Raw genomic sequence first — 24,213 nt, 5'->3', positions numbered from 1 at the left:
TATTACACTATTCTTCTATACTTTTTTCTACTTCAGTTCTCCATGAATCCTTTTTGAATCGATTGATGATCAAAGGAATAACAAACATCACGATTGCAATGATCGCAACCAATAACGCATCTGTCAATGTTGATGTCCCTAAAGTTGAGAAGACAACTGCAATGATCGAAAAGATCAACATGCAGCTAACGACCCAAGCTAAGCCATTTCCGTTTTTACCAATTCGATAAGGACGTTCTAACTCTGGGTGACTCTTTCTCATTTTTATCAAGGAAACTGCAATCAAGATATATACGATACAATAAATAACTGTTGTTGCATTTGTTAACGTCAAGAATACGGCACTTACATCATCCATTACCCCATAAAGTAAGGCAAACAATGAAATAACGATTGATTGAGTTAACACGACATTTCTAGAAACGCCATATTTATTTTCTTTATGGAAGCCAAATTTTGGTGGTAAGAATCCTTCTCGTGCTACTTGGATGATGGTTTTTGATGGACCAGTAACCCAAGCTGATAACTGTAAAAGTACCCCAATGAATACCATGAAACTAAAGATGTTCCCAATAATCGATGGTAAGCCAAGGATATCGCAGTAAATCAAGATAGGTTGAGTAATATTCGCCAATTCCATTTTTCCATTTGGCACAACATTTGCAACTAACATCGCATTGATCACGTTTAACAGTACCAAACCGATCAAAGCAATAAAGACACCTTTTGTATAGTTCTTTGTAGCATCTTTTAAGCGTGGCATATAAACAGAACTCATTTCAATACCTACAAAAATAAATGTGATACCTGCAAGATATTTCAATGACTCACTGTGTTGTAAGTCTGGAAAAGCTTTTGACCAAGAGAAGTCACCTAAATAGCCATTTGATACCAAACCAACTTTGAATGCTGCAAACAAGCCTAAAACAAACATGATCACAACTGGGATATATACGCCTAACCAGACACCGATATTCCCACCAACTTTGGCCATATCAAACTTCAAATTCAAAATAGTGATAATCCAATAAATAACTAAAATACAAGCTAATACAAATAAATGATTATTGCCAAGTTCCACATTTCCAAAAGTATTTCCTAGTAATGGGCCTAATGTTGAAGCAACCATGACCATCCCTGGGAACATTTGCACCCATAGTAGCCATGCAACTACAAATCCCCATTTACTTCCTAGCGCTGTTTTTACCCATAATTGTGGGCCACCTTCTTGAGGTAACATCGTTGAAAGTTCACCGGAAACCATTGAAATAGGACCAGCAAAGAATAACACTGCAAAAATCGAATAAAAAATCAATGTCCAACCAACTGCAGCTAACGTCGGAATACTCCGAACTGTCGCACATAACGCCATCGTCAGACCGACAAAGGTCCCTAGACCCATTTTACTTACTTGTGATTTACTCACTTTTGACACTCTCCTTGTTTTTTTGGATAAAAAACGGTGTCTTCAAAGTAATCGCAAGTCGCAATAACCGAAAGCAAAGAGGTTGCTTGATTAAAAATTGTTATAACGTACAAAGGTATTTGATAAATCGAACTTCAGCGCGCATCAAAAAATAAAAAAGCAATGCTTTTTTTCTAGTCAATTTCAATTATTTCCACAACCTCAGCTGTTTTGAACTTATTGCTTGAAGCGATTTTCTTCAAAGACAATCTCAAAACAAAAGGTAGCTGACCCCGTCTTTTTCAGACGGAATCAGAGCCACCTTATTCGATTATTTTGCTTCGCTTGCTAATAATTGATCTGCGTAGATTTTTTCCAATTTTTCTTGAAGAGCTGCTTTGATTTTTTCAGCATATTCTTCAAAATGTTCTTCTTTATTCATGTATGGTGTCATAACACTTGCACGCAAGACAGTTACTTTACCAGCACGGTTCCATTCTTCATCAGAAAATCCTAATTGATTTACAAATTGTAATGGACTATTTCCGTAATCTGGGATGGCAAAGTCTGTATGTGATGTCAAGAATTCATTTCCATAGATGCTTCCTTTGACATATGAAGAATAGTCATACACATCATGGTTCAATTTATTCATTGCAACTAAATCGTCGTTACCTTTTTCCTTGAATACATAGTCAACCATATTGAAATCTGGATATGTCAATGGGTGTACTTCGATTTCTTTATCGCCAACTTTGAATGATAAGTTATTCAAGAAGTTATAGAATCGATGTGCCCCTTCGATTGAAGCACCCATCAATTTACCATAACCAGTTACGTTTAAAGGCAATACATGGTGAGCAGCCCAAACACTAGCAGCTGTCGCACCAGCTTTTGAACCTTCTAAGATATATGCACCTAGTAAAGCAGGAATATCTGCACCTTTTTCAAATACGTATGTTGCAAAGTAAGAGATCACATCTCTCATGCGTACGTCTTTGATAACGATACCGCCGGCTGAGTAAGGAACATACCCCATTTTATGTGGGTCGATCGTTACAGATTCAGCTTCTTCGATTGCTTTATATGCACTGTGAACTTCTTCTAAAATATAATTTTTGTTTTCTGTGAAGACGTTATGTTTGAAATGTACGTCTTTCAATTCTTCAAAAGGAATGAAGTTGTTGTCTTCGTCTAAGAAAATCGCACGGCCATAACCGCCATAAGCAGCATCTACATGCAAGTAGAAATAAATACCGTCTTTTTCTAGTACGCGACGCAATTCAACGATCTTATCGATTCCGTCGATTGCTCCTTCTTCGGTTGAACCAACTACACCGACAACACCCAAGATTGGTGTTTTTTCAGCTGCTAAACCACGAACGATTTTTTCAAGTTCGTTGATATCCATGCGATAGTTGTGATCAACTGGTACAGGGATAACTTGGTCTAAACCAACACCGATAATGTCGGCAGCTTTTAGCCATGAATAGTGTTTTGTTTGTGGTACTAACCATTTTCCTAATTTTTGTAAGTTTTTCCCGCTTCGTGCAGAATGTGCTTTGATGTCATCAATTTTATCTGGAACACTATCTAACAAGTCCATGATTTCTTTTGTAGACATGTTCATTAATTCCCAATCACTTTTACCAGCAACTAATTCAGGTGTTACTTCTTGCATCGCAAGAGGTAAAGATTTGATATTACGTGCATACCAAAGTCCTTCTAAGTTTGCTAAAGAGCCATCGGCAACAATGTGTCCCCAGCCATCTTTATAGCTCATTAATTTTGCAAATTCTAATCCTACTTCTTCTTCCATTTGACTTGTTGCTGGAGAAGACTCGTAAGCGACGTTATTACCATTCCATAACATTGCGAAATTATACGCTAGTAAAGATGGCATTAATGTTTCAGAGTTCATGTGGCCCCAGTAGCGACCGGCATTATGCCATGGTACGGAATGAGTACGCATACGTGCTGAAATTTCTGATAAAACATCTTTCGTGCGGTTCACAGTGTGTTCAAAACTTGCACTGCTTTTTTCTTCTGGCGTAATGATAGGCATGTCCTGAGGCATGTAGTTTTGACGCCATCCTAAGTGTTCGTCCACTAAATCGTTTAACAAAGCTTTATAGATTTGGCCGTTCTCAGCTTTGTCCCCGATAAATAGGGCGTTAAGGTTTAGATCATTTGACAATGATTCCATGTGAAACCCTCCTAAAAAAAATATTTAAATTTTGTCGAGACCCACATTACACCTGTTTTTTATTTCTGTAAACTAAATCACAATCGTTTTTCTAATAGAAATTTCATAAACGCCAATTGTCTAAATTGTTTACACATTTAAAAAAATTAAAAAAAACGAGGGAATTTACAAAAGTAAATTCCCTCGCAAGGATTGTATTAACGACAACCAGCGTTTCCTTTTTAGGATGGGTTTCAAAATTGGAATCTTGTAATAGTCTTAACCTTTTTCAAGGCAAAAATTTACTAAATTCTAATCAACTACTTTGGCCAAAAAGTAGTTTTTCTTACCTTTTCGAATAACCACAAACTTACCATCGAATGCATCAGATGGATTTATGACAAAATTTAAATCGGTAACGCGGTCACCGTTAATACTAATAGCTCCGTTTGAAACATCTTCACGCGCTTGGCGTTTTGATGGTTCAATTTTTGTGGAAACAAGTAGTTCCACGATATTTTCAGGATTGCTTGAAATTTCTACGTTTGGCATTTTTCCAAACCCTTGTGCAATTTCAGCTGCATTTAATTCTTTGATATTTCCAGAGAACAATGCATCTGTTATTTTTTGCGCTTCTTTCAAGTCTTCTTCACTATGCACGAATCTCGTCACTTCTTCTGCTAAGCGGCGTTGTGCTTCACGTTTTTCAGGTTCAGTCTCTACTTTTTTCGCTAGTTCAGCGATTTCTTCTTGTGTCAAGAAAGTAAAGAATTTCAAGTATTTCACTACATCACGATCATCTTGGTTCAACCAGAATTGGTAGAATTCAAATGGGGATGTTTTTTCAGGATCAAGCCAGATTGCGCCACCTGCAGTTTTACCAAATTTAGTTCCATCTGCTTTAAGCATCAACGGAATCGTTAAACCGAACGCTTCTGCCTCTGGCCCTTCTAATTTACGGATTAAGTCCAATCCAGCTGTGATGTTGCCCCATTGGTCGGCCCCACCGATCTGTAATTGAACATCGAATGTTTTGTGTAAATGTAAGAAGTCGATTGATTGCAGGATTTGGTAAGTAAACTCTGTAAATGAGATACCTACTTCCAAACGACTTGCGACGATATCTTTTGCCAACATCGTATTGATGTTGAAGTTTTTACCGTAATCTCTCAAAAATTCAAGTAATGAGATTTTTGATAACCAATCGTAGTTATTCACAAATGTAATATTTGCATCTTTTCCGAACAATTTTCTCATTTGATTTGATAGTGCATCTACGTTATGTTGCACTTGTTCCATTGTTTGTAACACTCGTTCTGTCTTGCGTCCACTTGGATCACCAATCGTTCCTGTTCCGCCACCAATAAGAATATATGGATGATGGCCCGCCAATTGAAATCTTTTCATCATCATAAATGGGATCAAGTGTCCGATGTGCATAGAATCTCCAGTTGGATCAACGCCGCAATAAAGTGAGATACTCTTTTCGTCAACGAGTTCACGAAGTCTTTCTTCGTTCGTTTGTTGATTAATGGCGTCGCGCCAAGTTAATTCATCGATAATATTCATTTTAATGCCCTCCGTATAATTTTTTTATGAAAGCAGGAACCTGCTAGCATGCTTCATTTGTACTACTAAGTGGAAACGACAAAAAATCCCTTGGTTAATCTTAACCAAGGGACGAAATTTCGCGGTACCACCCATTTTATATGTTTTGTAGTAAAACATATCACTCGAACATTTAACGCTGTCGCGTGGCATCACTGCCATAGGCTCCTAAAATGTAATTCGCTTTAAAGCATGTACTAGTTCTCAGCAACCACTAGCTTTCTGAAACATCGGCTTTAATAACTACTTCGTTTTGATCATTGCCTGTTATCTAATTAATATGTGTCTATCATAGAACGGCATTTTTTCTTTGTCAACAAAAAAGTAAAAATTTTTTTATTTTAGTTTTTCTTGGAAATAAAAACAGCGAAAATCCGAACATTTTCACCTCTCTCACTTTATAACTTTTACAAAATAGTACTTCTCATAAAAAGCGCTCTAATTAAAGAAAACAAGAGAAAAATCAAAAAAAACAAAAGTTTCTTTTACACTTGTTTCTATATTCGTTACAATGGTTATGGGAAGTTTTTCAAAAGGTTAAGAAAAGCTTACGGGGGTTTTTGAAATCAAAAAGTAGTAGGGGACGATAAAATGAAACATACACAAAAAATCATATTGGCTGTCACTTCTGTATGCACTGTTATTATTCTAGGTGTAAGTATCTTTTTTGTTACACAAGCAGCAACAAACAATAAATTAGAAAACACTAGTCAAACAACTCAACACTCAAGCAGCAGCTCAAAACCTGTTGAAGATAAACAAACGACGAAACAGCTTGATCAAGCAAAACAGCTTGCTGCAAGTTATCGTTATGATGAAGCCATTGCCTTACTTGAAAAAGACGACGCCAAAGAAGCGCAACAATTGTTAGCAACCTTGAAAAAAGAAAAAGAATCCTTGGTAAAATGGGAAGACCCAGCCAAAATCTCACACGTCTTCTTTCATAGTCTGATCGTTGATCCAGCCAAGGCTTTTCATACCCAGCAAGCACAAGGGTATAAAGATTATATGGTCACTATTTCCGAATTCAATAAAACCATTGACCAGCTATATAAAAATAACTATGTTCTTGTTAATCTAAATGGATTAGTCAAAAAAGGAACAGATGGAAAACTGACCTTTACAGGTGTTTCTCTTCCAGAAGGAAAGAAACCGTTAATTCTTTCGCAAGACGATGTCAGCTATTATGAATACATGGACAATTCAGGATTTCCAAGTAAGTTGATTGTCGATAAACAGAACCAAATCAAGAATATTTATATCGACAATAAGAAGGAAACTGTTGGTGACTATGATATGGTTCCCCTGATCGATTCATTCATTAAAAAACATCCCGATTTTTCTTATCAAGGCGCCAAAGGAACATTAGCTTTAACAGGATATAATGGCGTATTAGGTTACCGTACATCAAAATCAGAATATGGCGATAACGAAAAAACAAACAAAGAAATCGAAGCAGCCAAAAAAGTTGCCGATCAATTAAAGAAAGACGGTTGGAGTTTTGCCTCCCACACATGGGGACACTTGAATATGACACAAGCTTCTTTAGCCGATATCCAACAAGATAATGAACGTTGGCAAAATGAAGTTGCACCTATTTTAGGCAAAACAAATATCCTGATCTATCCATTCGGTGCTGACATCAGCGATTGGCAACCTTATTCTGAAGCAAATCAAAAATTTGCTTACTTGAAACAACAAGGATTTGATATCTTCTGCAATGTCGATGCCTCAACTCCTGCATGGGGACAACTAGGAACTGACTACTACCGTAACGCCAGAATCAACATTGACGGTATCCGCTTCGCAGCTGACCTAAAAGGAGAAAATCCAATACTCGATCAATTTATCAACGTCAAAGAAGTGTATGACCAAAAAGATCGAGGATAAAGGTTGTGAAAAGACCGTTCAGCTCCGCCGACAATAAGAATGAATTTTTCTAAACAGCTTCTCATGTTTTGAAAAATCCAGACTTATTTCAAGGAGTTGGGCTTTGAACACCGTGAATAGATGTTGTGAAAAGAGCGTTTTGACCTGAGCAATAAGGATGAAAATCTCGAAATAGCTTTCCATATTTTGAGATTTTTTGACTTATTGTTGAAGGTCAGCTCTTTGAACACCGTGAATAAGGTTGTAAAAAGGCTGGTCTGCATCAAGCAATAAGAACAAACAGAGAAAAACAGCTTCTCATGTTTTTCATCTGTTTAGGCTTATTGTTGAAGATGCAAGCCTTTGAACACCACAGATAAAGTTGTAAAAAAACCGTTTTGACCTGACAATAACCAGTAAAACAGAGGTGAGACCACTGCTACTTTTAGCAATGGTCTCACCTCTGTTTTGCACAAGTCATCTTTGATTATTTCGTTATTTTAAACAGGATAAAATTCTTTTTTCCCATGCTAAAGTGTGATTCTTTCTTCTCGATTTTCACTTTCTTTGTTCAAGTTTTGTTAAATATCTCTGTCAGAAAAAACTCTAGGTAGACACATGAAAGCAGATAAAAAGCCTAACTTTTGCAACAGTTTATGCTGTCGTTCAAAGTTAGGCTTATAAAGTTTATAAATAGCCCTTTCTATTCATGAATCACATCAAGTAATGTCTGGAATAAGATTGCACTAGAAGCTGCTCCTGGATCAATGTGTCCAATCGCCCGCTCCCCTAAATAAGAAGCACGTCCTTTTTTTGCGACCAAATTTTTAGTATGTTCTTTGGCATTTTCGATGACGTCTGCAGTTAGCTGATTGTTTTTTAATGCTTCCGTAACAGGCAACCAAACATCTAGCATTGTTTTATCCTCTGCTTCAGCTTTTCCTCTTGCTTGTATCCCATTTGTACCTTCTTCGATGATTTTCCCTAATTGCTCTTGTGAATTGATGACGTCAACATCCTTTGTCGCTTTCATCATGTTCATGAATGCTGAACCATATAGTGGACCTGAAGCTCCTCCAACTTTGGAGATCATTGCCATCGAAAGAACTTTAAAGGTGTCACTGATTGTTGTCGGTTCCTCTTTCTTAAAGGAGTCTTCAAATGCGGAAACACCTCGCCCCATATTATTTCCATGGTCACCGTCACCGATCGGCGTATCTAGATCACTAAGATAACTTTTGTTTTCATTGATTTCTTTTGTAAATTCCATCAACCATTCTTGTATCTCTTTTACCGTTACATCCATTTGTCATTCACCCTTTACCAAGAAATTGTTTGTACGTCACTTATCAATGCTTCTCGCCAGTCTTTATCCTTCAAATCGATCATCGTCAAAGAAAGTCCTTGCATATCCAGAGAAGTCATTAGATTCCCGACTTTATGAAAAGTCACATTTATATTTTCTGCTTCTAACAAAGCTAAAACATCATTCATGAAAACAAATTGTTCCATTAGTGGTGTGCCACCCATACCATTGACTAAAACGCCGACTTCTTTCGGTTTTTCCGTATAATCAGCTAGGATTTTAGTAACCAACTCTTTAGCCAATACTTTGGATGGTTGCAATTTTTCTCTGCGATAACCAGGTTCACCGTGAATGCCGACTCCATATTCGATCTCATCTTCTGCCAATTCAAATCCTGGCTTACCTACTTCCGGAACAGTAGCAGCGCGAAGAGCGACACCAATCGTCTTGATTGCCTGCACTACTTGATCCCCTAGTTCCTTCAACTCTGCTAAAGATTGACCTTTTCTAGCCGCATCTCCTAAAATCTTATGGACCAGGATCGTACCAGCAACCCCGCGTTTTCCTGCAGTATAGGTGCTATTTTCTACGGCAATATCATCGTCGACCACAACGCTTTCCACTTGGATGTCATCCATCGCAGCCATTTCTTTGGCCATATCAAAGTTTAGAATATCCCCAGTATAATTTTTCACGATCAGCAAAACGCCTTTTCCCTGATTTGCTTCGTTGATAGCTGTTTGTACTTGGTCTGGCGTTGGAGAAGTAAAGACATCCCCCAAAACAGCAGCACTCAGCATCCCATTTCCGACAAAGCCTGCATGTGCCGGTTCATGGCCACTTCCACCACCAGAAACTAACCCCACTTGTTCGACCTTTTCATTTTTGGCTATTACTCTGGAATCAGCTACACGATGGATCAGTTCCGGGTAACTTTTCACAATCCCTTGCAACATCTCTTCTACGATATTTCCCGCTTCATTCATGATTTTTTTCATTTTATGACCAACCTTTCTGTCCGGCTTTTTTCGCTTCTGCTATGATTTGCGTGAGATCATCCGTCACTCCTGCAGTAATTGCACCAGCAAATGCCCCTTCCACAAGAGGTGCATCAACAAGGTAGTATTTTTTTTGCACTTCCTCATCTAGCATATCTTTGGCCATTTCAGCATTTAGTACCGCACTGCCGATATCCGCAAAAACTAGATACGCTTCTGCATCCTTTGACTGATCGACTGCATCAATGATCTTCATTGGATCTGAACCAATCTGACCATCGATTCCTCCCAAAGAAAAAATAGTGACATCCTCTGATTTTTGCATTTGTTCAATCATTTCTTTCAGACCATCTGTCACCTTTTGGCTGTGGGAAATAAGCAAAATACTTTTTTTCATTTATGTTCGCCTTCTTTCATCTTCAGGTAGATTTGTTTCCGCTTTCATTTTTTTCAAAAACAAGCTTCTGTAAATCCCCCGTTTTTTCCTACATTCCCAGTATATAATACAATCGGCTTTTTTTGGAAATGATGCGCTGTACTTATCACTACATTTTTGATTTTTATTTTCCACTCCTCTCTGTTCTTGCCATATATTCTGGTATACTGATTTTAAAGAAAGGAGTGATCGAATGATCATTACAACAACGAACAGTGTTGAAGATAGAACAGTCGAATCCTACCAAGGAATCGTATTTGGTGAAGTAATTACAGGGATCAATGTATTGAAAGACTTAGGTGCTGGTTTACGCAATGTTTTTGGAGGTCGCTCAAAAAGTTATGAAGACGAATTGATGACTGCTCGTGAAGAAGCACTCCGAGAAATGGAAGACCGTGGAAAATCCCTTGGAGCAGACGCAATCATCGGTGTCAAAATGGATTATGAAGTATTAGGTAGCGACAATGGAATGCTAATGGTTACTTGCAGTGGCACAGCCGTTAAGTTAAACCGCTAGACGCTAAAAGGCTGAGACAGAAGTGTTCAACTCCGAGAAATAAGAAGAAATCAACGGAAATTGCTTTTCAAATTTTTGTGAATTTCGGCATATTTCTCAAGGAGTTGCTTCTGCTCCCGCCGTTTATTCTTTTTTAAAGAATGAGACAAAAGTGTTTCTTACTTTTGTCCCACGCTCATAGTGCCTGATACTACAGAAAAAAGTGCGAATACAGCCAGAAATGGCTCGTCATTGGCACTTTTTTTCTTAAAATTAGCCTTTTACCTGTCCAACCACTTCATTGGCTTGCACGAGTGCATTTGAGCGAATAGCCAGTTCCTTGACTGCTGCTCCGTTTGTGAAAACAACGATCATATCTGATTTTTTACCTGCTTTTTCAAGCATTTCTAAATCAACTACCGCAATCAATTGTCCGCGAGCAATTCGTTGTCCTTCTTCAACATAAAGCGTAAATGGTTCGCCTTTAAGATCGACCGTATTGATCCCCATGTGCAGTAATACTTCGAGTCCATTATCTGTTTGGATACCGATCGCATGTTTTGTCGGAAAGACATTTAAGATCGTTCCAGAAATAGGCGCAAATACTTCATTCGCTTCAGGTAAAACTGCAAAACCGTCTCCCATCATTTTTTCAGAGAATACAGGATCAGCTACTTCGCTGATTGGAATCAATTCACCTTTCGAAGGCGCGTATACAGCTAGCTGCTCTTCAGGTAAAGTTGTTTTTTCTTCTTTTTCTTCTACGATCATAGGCTTAGCTACAGATTTGCCTGTGTTTGTTCCGCCTTGTTGCAAACGACTCATTTCATCCGCAACGAATTGGACTTGTGTACCTACGACTACTTGGATATTTGTTTTATCGATCACTTTCACTCCAGGGACACCTGTCTGTTTGATTTTTTCTTGATCGACTTTGTCAGTGTCTTGGACTTGAAGGCGCAAACGCGTCGTACAGTTATCGATGACACGTACATTTTCTTTTCCACCTAACGCCTGGTAGATCTGTGTTGCTAAAACAGCAAATTTATCATCACCCGTGGCAATATCCGGTGTTTCTTCCCCAGCTGTTTCTTCTCTTCCTGGTGTCATCAGATTGAATTTCTGAATAGCAAAGCGGAAGCCGAAGTAATAGATAACCGCAAATACAGCTCCTTGGACTAAAAGCATCAAAGGTTGATTTGCTACAGGATTTTTCAGCGATAAAAAGTAATCTACAAAACCAGCACTAAAAGCAAATCCAGCCGTCCAATGGAAAAAGGCGCTGACAGCTAATGAGATACCAGTAAAAACAGCATGCAAAACATATAATGGCCAAGCCACAAACATAAATGAGAATTCCAATGGTTCAGTCACACCAGTGAAAAATGATGCAAAAGCTGCTGCCAACATCAAAGAAGCAGTTTGCTTTTTCTTTTCTGGTCGTGCACATTGATAGATCGCTAATGCTCCAGCAGGTAAGCCGAACATCATGACTGGGAAAAAGCCCGCTTGATACATCCCTGTTTGACCAACGATTGCTTGACCACTGTCTAAAGCTTGCTGACCTGCTAAGAAATTCCCGATATCATTGATACCAGCTACATCAAACCAAAAAACCGAGTTCAGTGCGTGGTGAAGTCCTGTTGGAATCAATAAGCGATTGAAAAAGCCATATAACCCAGCCCCTACAAAGCCTAAGCGTGAGATTCCTTTACCAAATGCCACTAATACATCATAAACACTTGGCCAGATGAATAAAAGAATGGCAGATATAACCAACATTGCTAATGCTGACATGATAGGCACTAATCGTTTCCCACTAAAGAACGATAACGCCATCGGTAATTTAACTTGACTAAATCGGTTATACATCGCTGCTGCAGTCAATCCGGCGATGATCCCAATAAATACATTATTATCCATTGTACTGAACGCAGGATTCACATCGCTCAGCTTTTCCAAACCTAATAGTCCTTGCACAGATGAAGATGCTAAGACCGTTTGTGGAACTAAATACGCCACCAACCCAGCAAGTGCTGCTGAACCATCTTTATCTTTAGACATTCCTAAAGCTAATCCTACGGCAAATAATAATGCCAAGTGATTTAAAATTGCTAATCCTGCATTCATCAAAAATGTAGTACCAGCATTACTGACACCCATTCCAACGATCCAGTTTGCAATTCCCACCAACAATGAAGCTGCTGGTAAAACGGCAACTGGTAACATCAGAGAGCGTCCCATTCGTTGCATATAAGCTTTCATTTTCTTCCTCCTAGAACAATCATCCATCTAAATAAATGCAATAATTTTTGATAAATATTTCTTTTTTGAAAACTTTCAAGAAATTATCTAAAAATTAATAAAATGAGTATACCACTTTAAAATAAAAATGAACAGATTTTTTTAAATTTCAAAAAAACACTGTTTAAACAGCATAATAAAAGCAAAAAAAGTAAAAACATCACACGGTAATGTTATATACCAATTTCATAGATTTCAATCATAAGAGAGGAATTCTCTGCATTTAATACTAAAAATAATTTTTTTACATTAACATGATTTGGTAATAATTAGACAAACTCCTAAGATTGTTCATAGTTATTTGTTGCCTTTTTTACTATAATCATAAGTTAGTAAACAGTATCGAGAGTGGGGAAATTATGAAAAAAATAGTTATTGTATCACTAGCCTTATTGACTTCCAGTTGCATTTTCCTTCAACAAGAAGTACAAGCAGATACAACATCTGATAGTCAAATTATAGAAACAACTACAACTACTGCGGAAGATTCTTCTTCAGCTACTATGGACAGTCAGTCAACTAGCGAAACAACTTCCAGCACTGGATCAGAAACCGATAGCTCGGCTACAGAGACTTCTTCAAGTAGAGATACATTACAAGATTTAGAAAATCGTAGAAAAGAAATCGAACAGGCCTTAGAAGAAGCCAAAAATCGATTAGCTGAACATCATCAACAAATCCAGCAAGACTTATCTGCATTAAAAGACCAAGCAGATAAAGATCACGCACAAATCCAACAAGATCTAGCAGATGCAAAAGCGAAAGCTGAACTTGCCAAAAATGATATAGATGCAAAGATCCAACAAGCAAAAGCACTCCAAGATGAATTGGATGCTTTCGGGCAGTCTGCTGCTTCTTCCATAAACAACGCCCAAACAGAGATCGAAACAGCTAGTGCAGACATCCATTCAAAAATCACTGACGCAAAAGCAGTCATGGCTGATTTTGACTCTAAAAAAACAGATCTACAAGCAAGCATCAAACGGATCAAAGAAACGTTGAACAATGTCGGAACAGATTTTTCTCAATCAGCAACAAGTGAAGCTCCACAAGCAACTAGTACGGCAACAGTAGCCAACGAACAACAAAACGCCTCTGCAAAATCCTTGCCAAAAACAAATGAAACAAGTTCACCAATTCTTTTGTCTACTATTGGTACATTTTTTGTAACACTTGGCATACTTTTGAAAAAACGAATAAACTAACATCAACTTGATGCACAAAAAAAGAAACGAACCGTGACGGTTCGTTTCTTTTTGCTTTTAATCAATGATTATTTTGCCAAACGATAGATAGCATCTGCATAAATAGCTGTTGCTCTGAATAGATCGTCTAAACTCATAAATTCATTTGCTTGGTGCATTGTATCTGTGTAGCCTGGGAACATCGCACCGTAAGCAACACCACGTTTCAATAGACGTCCATAAGTTCCGCCACCGATGATTTGTTCATACCCTTCTTCACCTGTGTGATCTTTATAGACTTGTAACAATGTTGCAACCAATGGATCATCCATTGGTACATAGTGAGGTTCCATTACACGTGCACCACGAGTAACTGAAGCTCCTTCTTCTTTGACTGTTGCTAAGATATCACTTTCTAAACCGTCAACAGTCACACCTTGTGGGAAACGGAAGTTCATGTTGATGAAGTTATCATCTTCTGTTCCATTTTCTTTAAAGGCAAATAAGCCAGCGTTCATTGTTAATTTACCCATTTTTTCATCTTCATATGCCACGCCAAGTTTTTCACCATAGAAATCTTCATGGACATACGCTGCTGCAACATGGATAAATTGTTTTGCTGAACCAATAAATTCATAGTTATCTAGGAAAAGAGCTAAGAATGTCCCTGCGTTGATTCCTGCTTGAGGACTTGCTCCATGAGCGCCTTTTCCGATTAAGTCGATTTTTACATACGTATTGTCTGCTTCGATCGAACCACTAACTGGATTTGCTTCAGTAAATTTATAGAATGCTTCTTCCATCGCAATCGCTGCATCCGCATCTGGTACTTGAAGAGCTGCAGTAGCTGTACCAGGAACCATATTTTCACGCAAGCCTGAAACAAAGGATTTCAATACGTAGTCACCTTCGTTATCGCCTTGGAATCTCAAAGCAAGTGATACATTTCCTTTTTCACCATTGATGATCGGGAACTCAGCATCAGGAGAAAAACCAAAATCAGGTTCTTCTTCATGTTGGAAATAATAAGCCATGTCGCCCCAGCCGCTTTCTTCATCACTACCGATAACGAAACGAACTTTTTTAGACAATTTCAAATCTAGTTCTTTAATGATTTTCATTGCATAATAAGCTGCCATACTTGGACCTTTGTCATCACTTGAACCACGCGCAAAGATTTTGCCATCTTTGATTACTGGTTCATAAGGATCAGTATCCCAACCGTCACCAGCAGGTACAACATCCATATGGCCAAAAATCCCTAATGTTTCATCACCTTCACCAAGATCGATATGTCCTGCATAATTATCCACGTTTTTGACAGCAAAGCCATCACGTTCGCCATATGCTAACATGTGTTTCAACGCATCACGAGGACCAGGTCCAAAGGGTGCATCCGGTGTTACTTTTGAATCATCACGTTCACTGCTGACACGTAAAAGATTTTTTAAGTCTTCAAGCAAGTCTTCTTTACGTGCTTCTACTTCTTTTTGCCAATTGATTGTCATAAAGTTAATCCTCCACTCATTAAGTCTACCTGTTCATCATACCATAAATCGAAGAAAAAAATAGTTCAAAAAATCTGACAATTCCTAGTCCAAAGAGTGTTCCAACAAAAATATCTACGCTATAATACAAGAAAGGAGGCATTTCGATGTTAACAGATGAACGTTTGGTACAAGAAGTCATTACTCCACGTCCAGCTGAATCACATAAAGGGACATACGGCCGGACAGTTTTGATTGGCGGCAATGAACAATATGGCGGCGCAATCATCATGAGTGCTTTAGCTACAGTCAATAGCGGCGCCGGTTTGACAACTGTCATCACCGCTCCTAAAAATCACGCCCCCCTTCATGCCCATTTACCAGAAGCAATGTGTGTCGATTGGCATGATAAAAAAATGATTCTTTCCGTACTTGAAACAGCTGATATTTTATTGATTGGTCCCGGACTCGGCACTACTCCTAAAAGTTTCGATCTGCTTGAGTTGATTTTAGCCCATCAAACTAAAAAACAATGGCTGATCATGGATGGTTCCGCTCTAACTTTATTTGCAAAGGAACAGCTAGAACTTCCTTATCCTAAACAAACAGTTTTCACACCACATCAAATGGAATGGCAGAGACTTACCTCATTAGCGATCGCTGATCAAACGAAAGAAAAAAATAGCATGAAACAGCGGGAACTAGGAACGACTGTCGTACTAAAAAGTCACCAGACGACTATTTATGGTCAAAAAATGATTTATCAAAATACCGTAGGTTCTGCTGCAATGGCAACTGGTGGAATGGGAGATACTTTGGCAGGTACGATTGCTGGTTTTCTCGCCCAATTCCCCAAGAATGACCAGACAATCGCAGCGGCTGTCTATCTTCACAGCTATATCGGAGATCAATTAGCCAAATCACAATACGTTGTGCTCCCTACGCAAATCAGTCAGCACTTACCACAATGGATGCATCATTTCAGTCAAAAAAATTAAGATCAAGGAGTTATTTTATGGAACTGTTTACTGGATATATTCGAGAACCTTTTTATTATGAAACTGATCAGATGGGAATCATCCATCACAGCAATTACATTCGTTGGTTAGAAGAATCACGCGTGGCATTACTCGATTATTTAGGGTTCAGTTATAAAAAAATCGAAGAATTAGGACTGATCATTCCCGTACTTGAGGTCACTTGCCAATACAAAGAAATGGTCCGTTATGGCGAAACCGTCCGTATCTTACCGAAAATCGCGAAGTATACGGGCACTCGCTTAGATTTCACCTATGAAATCTATGGTTTAGCAGATAATCAGTTACGAACTACTGGCTCGAGCAAACATTGCTTTTTAACTGCCGATACGCAACGATTAGTCAAACTCAGTCGTTTTGATACACAGTTGGATCAACTATTCAAAGACTACGCGCAGTTGGCGAACGAATGATTTCTCTCTACGAAAAAAACTTTCCTTTTATTTAAGAAAATCAGAGACTTTTTTCTTGTGTTATATAGGACAATTTGTATAATAAAGAGAAAAAAGCAGGTGATCATCATGTATGTTGTCAAAGTATTGCATGGTTACATTGATAAAACTGGCTGCCGCACACGAGAAAAGAACCCTGATAACTTGTTGATTTTCAAAGAGAAAAAAGACTCTGAAGCATTTGCTAAACAGATCGGCGGCCGTGTCAAACAACTGCATGAGATACGACCTGATTGATCATTTTGTTAAAAAATCGAGTCTCTTGTTCCAAACATCAGTCCATCTTTGATGTTTGGAATTTTTTTGTTTGGACCTATTTCGCTCCTCTCTCTCCTGTAAACGATTTATGTTATAATACTTGTAAAACATTGTGTAGAAAGGAGCATTTATGGCTGGCACAAACTTACAACAACAGGCTTACGAAACAATACGTAAGCAGATTATTTATTCTGAGTTAGCACCTGGAAGCAGAATCTCAGACAAAGTCTTAGAAGAACAACTTGCTATCGGTCGCACACCGATACGAGAAGCATTGATCCAGTTACGCAACCAAGAATTGATCAAAACGATCCCACAATCTGGAACCTTCGTGTCAAAGATCGATATTCGTTCTGCATCCTTAGCTCTCTATACTCGAGAAAAGCTAGAAAATCCTATTCTTCAAGAATGCAGCGCCAAAATGACCCCACAGGATCAACTGACATTAGAAGACATTTTGGAACAAACAGACCAAGCAATCATGACCCAAGATAAAAAATTATTTTTCTATTTAGATAAAGCGTTCCACCGTACCTGTTATAAAGTTGCTGAAAAATCAGAAATCTGGGATTGGATCGAAAGCTATAGTACACATCTTGACCGATTCAGATGGTTACGGTTGAGTATTACAGAACTGGGTTGGGGTCGTGTTTTAGATGAGCACCAAACACTCCTTCAATCCATGATCGATCATAACCTTGATGAAGTGAGTTTTCTTTGCAGCATGCATATGCATATGATCATTGAAGAACAGGAATATGTACGACAGGCTTACCCAGATTATTTTGAGAAAGATTAGATCAAGAGATGCGAGAAGGAGAATCGGTCAATTCCATTGAACAATTGAATTTCCCTTTAGATGGTTCATCAAACCTTAAAAACTCACATCCACCTCTTTAGCTCGCAAATACTATCAGACAAAAAAATCACTAAAAAAGACAGATGATCCCAAAATAGCAGCGCTAATTTTGAGAGTAACTGTCTTTTTTAATATACAAAATCGAACTATCCTGTTTAGCTACCTTTTTATTATTTCAAGCTTCGATTTTTCTTTGTTCGATCTCTTGTACTTCTGCCAGTAATTTTTCACTCCGCTCTGGATCGTACGGCCAAACCATCGCTACCTCCAATATATATGGATGAAAACCAAACTGATTGATTTCCTGTGAAAAACTCATTGCGGCGATTTCACTCAGGGAACGAATCGTTGAATAATATTTGTAAGAAAAGATATGCCATAGTTCGATTTTCGTTTGTTGTGTATAGATCAATGGATCACTCATCTCGATATGATGGAATAATTCGTGGGCCAAAATCGAATCAGTGATTTGGGTCGTTGTTAGATCTGGATGTTCACTTTCTTGTACAAACCGTTGGATAGGCTCCAACATCAATCGGATACCCTCTTCTTTGTCATAGGTGGCAAAAGTTACACGTTCAGCTGTTGCTTCTGATTTACAGTGCACTACGTTAGTACCTAATATTCCACAAAGTTCCATGATGTTCTTATGGGGATATCTTCTCCGCAATGCCCGTGCCGTTTGTTTCCCACACATGATTGCTTGTTGAATAAATTCTTTTTGTTGCTCCAAAGAGACTTTTTTTCTTAAAATATCTCTTTGGAATTGATAATACCCCCAACTTTCCTCTGAGATAGGGAACAACTCATTGAGCAATCGATTTAGTTTATGTTTGCTTGATGTTTCCAGCAACAACAATCACTTCTTCCCCTGGTTCCAAAGTAGAGATTTCCAGATCCATCAATAATTGCAGCTGTTCAATATCCGTTGCAGTAAAGTCAGAGATCCTTGCCCCCAGACAAAGATAAAATTCTGGACGAGCGATCAGTTCTGTTTGATAAACTGCCATCTCTTCCCATAGTTTTTCTACCGCAGATAAATAATTGCCAGCAGTCGTTTTTAAGCAAGCAGCATTCCCTCGCTGTACTTTGATAAATCCCTTTTGGTCGACGATACGGATTGCTCCGGCATTTTTCGGACGGTTTTTTTCACCCACCACATAAAAGAACGGTGTGCTTTCTATTACCTCGACTTCCGCTGTAGAAACTCGCATATCTTCAGCAGCTAACTCCAACGCTTCTGGCAGCGTGATCTCTTTTGTTAAATCAGTTGCTTTTACTTCTGTCGAACCCGTAGCAATAGCTGTGACTTTTGATGTTTGAGGATCAATTTCAACGTGGATCTCAATCGATTCCGGTGTTGCGCCTGATTCGATTGCTTTATTCATTGCCTCATTCTTCAATGCACGAATATCTTCTTTACTTGGAGATGGGATGATCCGTTCTACAACATCTCGTACCATCGCTAATGCAACACCGATCGACGAAATCACTTCCGCATTTTCAGGGATCGAATATTTTACACCCATTTTATTACTAAAATAAGTAATCAGTGAAGCAGCTCCGCCGCCTACACCTACCAATGAGATCTGATCTTTTTCTAAATGGTATTTTTCAGCTAACTCCAAGATAACTGGTTCGATTTTAGCATACGATTTTGCCATGATCTGTTCCGCAATATCTTCTACTGTAGTTTGACAATAATCTGCTAAAGCTTGTAGCGCTTTACGGGCAGAAGGGACATTTCCATAAGAAAAATGCTCTTCTTGCACTAATCCCAATACATTTGCTGCACAAGTATTTGTGATCGTTACTTCTTGGCCATCCTCCATCACGACTTTGACGTAGTCTGCCGGATCGCCTTCTTTTGGTGAAAAGAATACTACTTTCGGTCCTTTTATTTCTTCTGTCGGTGTAAATACAGCATAGTCCAAACCTGCGATATGCGCAGAACGTGGGCCTACATCAATGATCCCTGCTTGATTGGCGCGAACCATCGAACCACCTGCTACTCCTAACACTCGAACATCTAATGAAGAAATATAGGTTGGATGCCCACCAACGATCGAATAATCGATTGCCGGACGGCCATTTTTGATGACACCGATATTAGTTGTCGTACCCCCCACTTCAAAATAGACTCCGTTGGATGCCCGCAAATACATCAATGACCCCATCACAGAAGCTGCTGGTCCAGAGAGCATTGTCAATACTGGGCGTTTTTTCATCTCATTGATTTCCATAACGCCCCCATCACCACGCATGATCATCAAAGAAACGTTGACCCCTGCTTCACGCACTGAATTCTCTGTAGAAGTAGCGGTATCTAGCATCTTAGGCAAAATAGAGGCATTGATTGCTGCCGTTCTCGTTCTTCTAGTCAATCCATATAATTTAGTGATATCAGATGCCATCGTTGTTGGAATGGCTTTACAAGAAGCAGCTTCATAAACAACACGTTCTGGCTCACCATTATCTACCCCAAAGGCCATCGAAGATACTAGTACCTCCGCTTTTTCTTTTTCTAAATTAGAGATCGTTTCAGCCACTCGATCCACATTCAAATGTTTTACTGGTAAAAAAGCATTGACGATTTCGATTTTTTTCTTGTTCCCTAGATCAATATCGTTCAATCGTGTTTGTCTTTTGGCTAAAAATCCTTCAAGACCGCCTTTCGACATGCCAATTACTCCAACTTTAGCTACATCTCCTTCAATCAATGCATTCGTTGCTTGCGTTGTCGAGTGAGCCACGAAAACCACATCATCTGGACTGATTTGATTCTCTTGTAAACAGTTTTGAAAAGACTGCACCACTCCTGCTGCCACCCCATTCAAATGATCATGTGTCGTCTTCACTGAAGACTTCCCAATAATTTCATGTGTGGCATTGTCGATTGCTACCGCTTTTGTATGTGTCCCGCCAACGTCGATCCCCATTCGTACAAACCGTTTCATCCGTCATTCCTCCATTTCATTTCTATTGTCACAATCCGTTAGAAGTTACCATACAATAAGAACGTAATCATACAGACAATTGCTCCAATTATCCAACCAGTTGGAATTGATTTTTTCATATACTCTCTTGAAGATACTTTTGTATATCCTAAGCCCCAAGCTACCCATGATTGCGTAATATCTAAATGCTGTGGCGCAATCGTCGTTGTTGCAAATAGCGGGAATAAGAAGGCAACAGGCATTGTTGGATTCACTGCTAAAACAACTGCTAGAATGGCTGAACCAGAACCCACTAAACTTAAAGGTCCACGGAAAAATCCAAGTGGTGTCAATATAGCAAATGCTATAGCCAAAACTAAAGGCGTTTTTGGAATAAAGTCCCCAAAAATTGCTGAGAAATAAGAAGAAGCATACGCAGCAGAATTATTGAACATCGCCAAAGTCATTAAAAAGCCAACCATCGGCGCAACATCTGTCGCTCCATCTGTAAATAATTTAGCAAATTGACGGCAGATTTCTTTATATCCTCCACGTAATTTTCCAGTAAATAATAATGCCCAGATTCCAGCAATCATAAATCCTAAAATGATCGGAATATCTAATAACACGACACCTAAAACTGGGATAAGTACTGCTAACCAAGAAATCATCGGTGCATCACCGCCATCACTTTGCACTTCAGCAGCCATTGCGTAACGTTTCTTTTTGTTCATTGATATATTAGCTACAACTAAAACAACAACCAAACTTACAACCATACCAATCATTCCGATTTGGAAATAATCGTTATACGTATAGCTTTCTGCTGCCGGATTGAATCCAGCGTAGATCGTTTGATATTGCTTGAAATTCACAATGTTAGCAAAAATCCCTGCCATGATCGAACCCATGAATGAAAACAATGCAATCGGAGCCGAAATTCCTAATGACATCAAGATAGGTAAAACAATTACTGCAATCGAGATAACTGGTCCGATCCCTGTCATAGACATAAAGATAATAGCAGTTACGATGCAAAGCAAACTCATCGTGATCCGTGGTTTATCCCCACCAAGTTCCACTACTTTTCGGATCAATGTAGCTGCTATACCACTATCCACCAACACTCGACCAAAGAAAGCACCAAAGAATACATTTACTAAAATCGATTTCGCATATTCTGCAGGACCCGTTGCATAAATATGTGTCAATACGTCGATCAATCCTTGACCTTCCATTGCTGGGTTAGGAGAAAAGTAATTACCTACTAACGCCAAACTCATCCAAACCGTTGCCATGATCGCTAAACCAACCATCAAGTTGTAACCCTTCACACAATACCAAACCATAAAGAAAAACGAAATAACTAATAAAATACCTATAATAATATCACTCATACTGCCCCTCCATTTTCTTTTTAACTAAATCAACAGAACACTCTGATATATCAGTTAACTCATTCTAACGAATTAAGTAATCGCTTACATTAAAATACGCGTATAATAGGTGCATATATGATTAAAAAACACTAATTATTATATATCTAAAATAATTTGCTGTTGGGTATCATCTATATTCTCTTACGAAAAATAGGGACCAATATAGAAAATAGAAGAGCGTATGAGACAAATCTAAAAATCAGGTTTACTACAGACTTTCGAATAAACGGCGGGAGCAGAAGCAACTCCTTCGGAAATTTCAAAAAAAAACGAGCAATACAAAAAACGTATTGTTCGTTTTTCTCTCCAATTTCTCAAACCTAAACGTGTCTCGATCTCTCTAAAATGAATAATCGACGGTACGAGGAGCAATCCTTCAAAAATAAGCCCACATTCACATAAATCTGAAAAACAATTTTCGTGAATCTCTTCTTATCTCTCTGAGCCAAGAAGCGGCCTCATCTTTTTTATCTTGAAAGAGTTGCATCTCTCTCAGTTAATTGAACATTTACCGCATCCATTAGTTTTCCTTCTCCATGTACACCAAAACTTGCCTACTATTATGAACACTGTGGTCGGTGGACATGAAATTCCTAATGAAAGCTATCCTATGGCTGGTAAACTTTCTAAGGCAATTTGCTGAAGGTATCTTGCATAGGAAGTAAATTCTGGTTGGAAGTAGAAATCAGATTGAATGATATCGAATATATTCATTTTTGTTTGGATCATCAAAGATAACAAATTGATTAATTCAACTAAAATTTTTGATGTTGTCAAAAGCTCTGCACCCAATAAAATATTTGTTCCTTTTTCAAACATCAATTGTAATTTTAGCGTTTCTCCCCCATCAACGGAGATTTCTTTAGTAACAGACACGCATTCTCGTTTATAAATAATCGTATCTATTTCTGTCATCCCACTACTTGCCAAGTAATACTCTCCAAATGTTGTTGCAATTGTCCGATTAGAAGACTGATATGCTAACTGATTATTGGAATAAATATTATAAGCGGCTACAAAACCACTACGTTGGGCTTGCGAAACAAGTGGTTTAAACACTCCGCCAATTTCTAGTTGGGTTGAGAACAGTGGTTTTTCAAGCAAATCCCCTACTGCATAAATATTTTCTATAGATGTTTGAAGATAGTCGTTCACACTAACAGTATGGTCAAAATTCAAGTCAACCAGACCTTCCAGTAGCTGCGAATTAGGTAAGGAACTGCTGGTAGATACAATCAAATCGACATTGGAAATTTTCTCGTTACTATGAAAAGTTAGCGTGTACGTACCCGTCTTTTTATCTTTATCAATTTTCTTTACAGTAGTATTCAGATTGAATGTAACATTATTCGGAATATTGGATAGTATGGGACGAATGAATTCTTCATCAAAATAGCCAGCAAGTGGATAGTCTCTTCGATCAATTAAAAATAATTCTTTTTCTTTCATCCAAGTATCTGCAAATTCCATCCCCACAAAACCAAGCCCAATCAATGCAATCTTCTTAGCTTTTTTGATGCGGTCTAACGCAAACGCAGATTCATTAAAACTTTTATACGTCAATATATCCTTCTTCTCACTCGTAAGGCTGAGGGGTATCGCAGGAGTCGACCCAATTGCGGCAATTAAGAAGTCGTAAGGTAGTTCTTGGGTAATTGTCGAACCATCGTTTATCATTGTACAGATTACCTTGATCTCATTTTTTTCAATTTTCAGTACCTCTGTACTTAGAAGAACCTTTACTCCTAAGTCCGTTAACTCTTTAGGAGAATAGTTATGCGCTTCTTCTAATTTTTGAATAATACCTTTGGAAACCAAATTAATGCCACTAGAAATAAAAGCAAGCGTCTGATTTTTCTCAATCAGCGTTACATCTATCCTTGGATCTAAAATTTTTAATGCTCTAGCAGCAGCCACACCTGCATGAGAACCACCAATGATTATACATTTCATT

Annotated in this window: 19 protein-coding genes and 1 other annotated feature; of the genes, 7 read left to right on the top strand and 12 right to left on the bottom strand. The window is 38.4% G+C overall.

What is annotated here, in order from left to right; translation table 11 throughout:
• Positions 1-7 precede the first annotated feature (7 nt).
• The 3 genes from tyrP to tyrS form a co-directional block, all read right to left on the bottom strand.
• On the bottom strand, positions 8-1,426 hold the full coding sequence (tyrP, locus tag CJZ72_RS06360) for a tyrosine-tyramine antiporter (RefSeq protein WP_095443693.1): 1,419 nt from the start codon (positions 1,424-1,426) through the stop codon (positions 8-10).
• Between the two features lie 310 nt (positions 1,427-1,736).
• On the bottom strand, positions 1,737-3,611 hold the full coding sequence (gene tdc, locus CJZ72_RS06355) for a tyrosine decarboxylase (RefSeq protein ID WP_005875437.1): 1,875 nt from the start codon (positions 3,609-3,611) through the stop codon (positions 1,737-1,739).
• A gap of 291 nt (positions 3,612-3,902) precedes the next feature.
• Positions 3,903-5,159: a tyrosine--tRNA ligase gene (gene tyrS, locus CJZ72_RS06350; RefSeq protein WP_081133811.1), complete on the bottom strand. Its 1,257-nt coding sequence runs from the start codon at positions 5,157-5,159 to the stop codon at positions 3,903-3,905.
• A gap of 104 nt (positions 5,160-5,263) precedes the next feature.
• Positions 5,264-5,468, bottom strand: a binding site (T-box leader).
• 321 nt (positions 5,469-5,789) lie between these two features.
• On the opposite strand from tyrS, the gene CJZ72_RS06340 reads away from it, so the two are divergent.
• Entirely contained in the window at positions 5,790-7,088 is a 1,299-nt protein-coding gene (locus CJZ72_RS06340) for a polysaccharide deacetylase family protein (protein WP_081133810.1), read from the top strand.
• A gap of 682 nt (positions 7,089-7,770) precedes the next feature.
• Here CJZ72_RS06340 and dhaL read toward each other — a convergent pair.
• From dhaL to dhaM, 3 genes are read right to left on the bottom strand one after another with little or no spacing between them, the layout of a single operon-like run.
• Positions 7,771-8,373, bottom strand: a complete 603-nt coding sequence (dhaL, locus tag CJZ72_RS06335; RefSeq protein WP_081133809.1) for a dihydroxyacetone kinase subunit DhaL — start codon at positions 8,371-8,373, stop codon at positions 7,771-7,773.
• Between the two features lie 14 nt (positions 8,374-8,387).
• A complete protein-coding gene (dhaK, locus tag CJZ72_RS06330) occupies positions 8,388-9,371 on the bottom strand; it encodes a dihydroxyacetone kinase subunit DhaK (protein ID WP_081133808.1) in 984 nt (327 codons plus the stop codon).
• Position 9,372: 1 nt separating this feature from the next.
• On the bottom strand, positions 9,373-9,768 hold the full coding sequence (dhaM, locus tag CJZ72_RS06325) for a dihydroxyacetone kinase phosphoryl donor subunit DhaM (RefSeq protein WP_005875431.1): 396 nt from the start codon (positions 9,766-9,768) through the stop codon (positions 9,373-9,375).
• Positions 9,769-10,000: 232 nt separating this feature from the next.
• Here dhaM and CJZ72_RS06320 point away from each other — a divergent pair, with 232 nt between their 5' ends.
• Positions 10,001-10,324: a putative heavy metal-binding protein gene (locus CJZ72_RS06320; protein WP_005875430.1), complete on the top strand. Its 324-nt coding sequence runs from the start codon at positions 10,001-10,003 to the stop codon at positions 10,322-10,324.
• A gap of 252 nt (positions 10,325-10,576) precedes the next feature.
• On the opposite strand, the gene nagE is transcribed toward CJZ72_RS06320, so the two are convergent.
• Positions 10,577-12,568 (bottom strand): N-acetylglucosamine-specific PTS transporter subunit IIBC, encoded by a 1,992-nt coding sequence (nagE, locus tag CJZ72_RS06315; RefSeq protein ID WP_081133807.1) that lies wholly within the window; start codon positions 12,566-12,568, stop codon positions 10,577-10,579.
• A 398-nt stretch (positions 12,569-12,966) separates the two neighbouring features.
• Here nagE and CJZ72_RS06310 point away from each other — a divergent pair, with 398 nt between their 5' ends.
• Positions 12,967-13,812 (top strand): LPXTG cell wall anchor domain-containing protein, encoded by an 846-nt coding sequence (locus CJZ72_RS06310; RefSeq protein ID WP_081133806.1) that lies wholly within the window; start codon positions 12,967-12,969, stop codon positions 13,810-13,812.
• A gap of 68 nt (positions 13,813-13,880) precedes the next feature.
• Here the strand turns inward: CJZ72_RS06310 and pepV are convergent, their stop codons facing one another.
• Positions 13,881-15,299, bottom strand: coding sequence for a dipeptidase PepV (pepV, locus tag CJZ72_RS06305; protein ID WP_016177266.1), 1,419 nt, complete (start codon positions 15,297-15,299; stop codon positions 13,881-13,883).
• 146 nt (positions 15,300-15,445) lie between these two features.
• On the opposite strand from pepV, the gene CJZ72_RS06300 reads away from it, so the two are divergent.
• From CJZ72_RS06300 to CJZ72_RS06290, 4 genes are all read left to right on the top strand, one after another.
• On the top strand, positions 15,446-16,276 hold the full coding sequence (locus tag CJZ72_RS06300) for an NAD(P)H-hydrate dehydratase (protein ID WP_081133805.1): 831 nt from the start codon (positions 15,446-15,448) through the stop codon (positions 16,274-16,276).
• A gap of 17 nt (positions 16,277-16,293) precedes the next feature.
• The gene (locus tag CJZ72_RS06295; RefSeq protein ID WP_081133804.1) at positions 16,294-16,728 is read left to right on the top strand and encodes an acyl-CoA thioesterase; all 435 of its coding nucleotides are present in this window, start codon (positions 16,294-16,296) and stop codon (positions 16,726-16,728) included.
• Positions 16,729-16,827: 99 nt separating this feature from the next.
• Positions 16,828-17,004, top strand: coding sequence for a hypothetical protein (locus CJZ72_RS14385; protein ID WP_005875420.1), 177 nt, complete (start codon positions 16,828-16,830; stop codon positions 17,002-17,004).
• 151 nt (positions 17,005-17,155) lie between these two features.
• On the top strand, positions 17,156-17,824 hold the full coding sequence (locus CJZ72_RS06290; RefSeq protein WP_005875418.1) for a GntR family transcriptional regulator: 669 nt from the start codon (positions 17,156-17,158) through the stop codon (positions 17,822-17,824).
• Between the two features lie 235 nt (positions 17,825-18,059).
• On the opposite strand, the gene CJZ72_RS06285 is transcribed toward CJZ72_RS06290, so the two are convergent.
• The 4 genes from CJZ72_RS06285 to CJZ72_RS06270 all read right to left on the bottom strand — a co-directional run bounded on the left by CJZ72_RS06285 (position 18,060) and on the right by CJZ72_RS06270 (position 24,212).
• A complete protein-coding gene (locus CJZ72_RS06285; RefSeq protein WP_081133803.1) occupies positions 18,060-18,743 on the bottom strand; it encodes a hypothetical protein in 684 nt (227 codons plus the stop codon).
• Positions 18,712-20,841: a hydantoinase/oxoprolinase family protein gene (locus CJZ72_RS06280; protein WP_081133802.1), complete on the bottom strand. Its 2,130-nt coding sequence runs from the start codon at positions 20,839-20,841 to the stop codon at positions 18,712-18,714. Before CJZ72_RS06280 ends, CJZ72_RS06285 begins: the two co-directional genes overlap by 32 nt.
• 38 nt (positions 20,842-20,879) lie before the next feature.
• Entirely contained in the window at positions 20,880-22,217 is a 1,338-nt protein-coding gene (locus CJZ72_RS06275; RefSeq protein ID WP_095443692.1) for a citrate transporter, read from the bottom strand.
• 645 nt (positions 22,218-22,862) lie between these two features.
• Positions 22,863-24,212 (bottom strand): NAD(P)/FAD-dependent oxidoreductase, encoded by a 1,350-nt coding sequence (locus tag CJZ72_RS06270; RefSeq protein WP_081133800.1) that lies wholly within the window; start codon positions 24,210-24,212, stop codon positions 22,863-22,865.
• Position 24,213: the final 1 nt, after the last annotated feature.

The sequence above is a fragment of the Enterococcus durans genome, assembly GCF_002277935.1.
Classification (GTDB): domain Bacteria; phylum Bacillota; class Bacilli; order Lactobacillales; family Enterococcaceae; genus Enterococcus_B; species Enterococcus_B durans.
The sequence above is the reverse complement of the archived record's forward strand: the minus strand, read 5'-3'. Positions and strand labels throughout refer to the sequence as shown.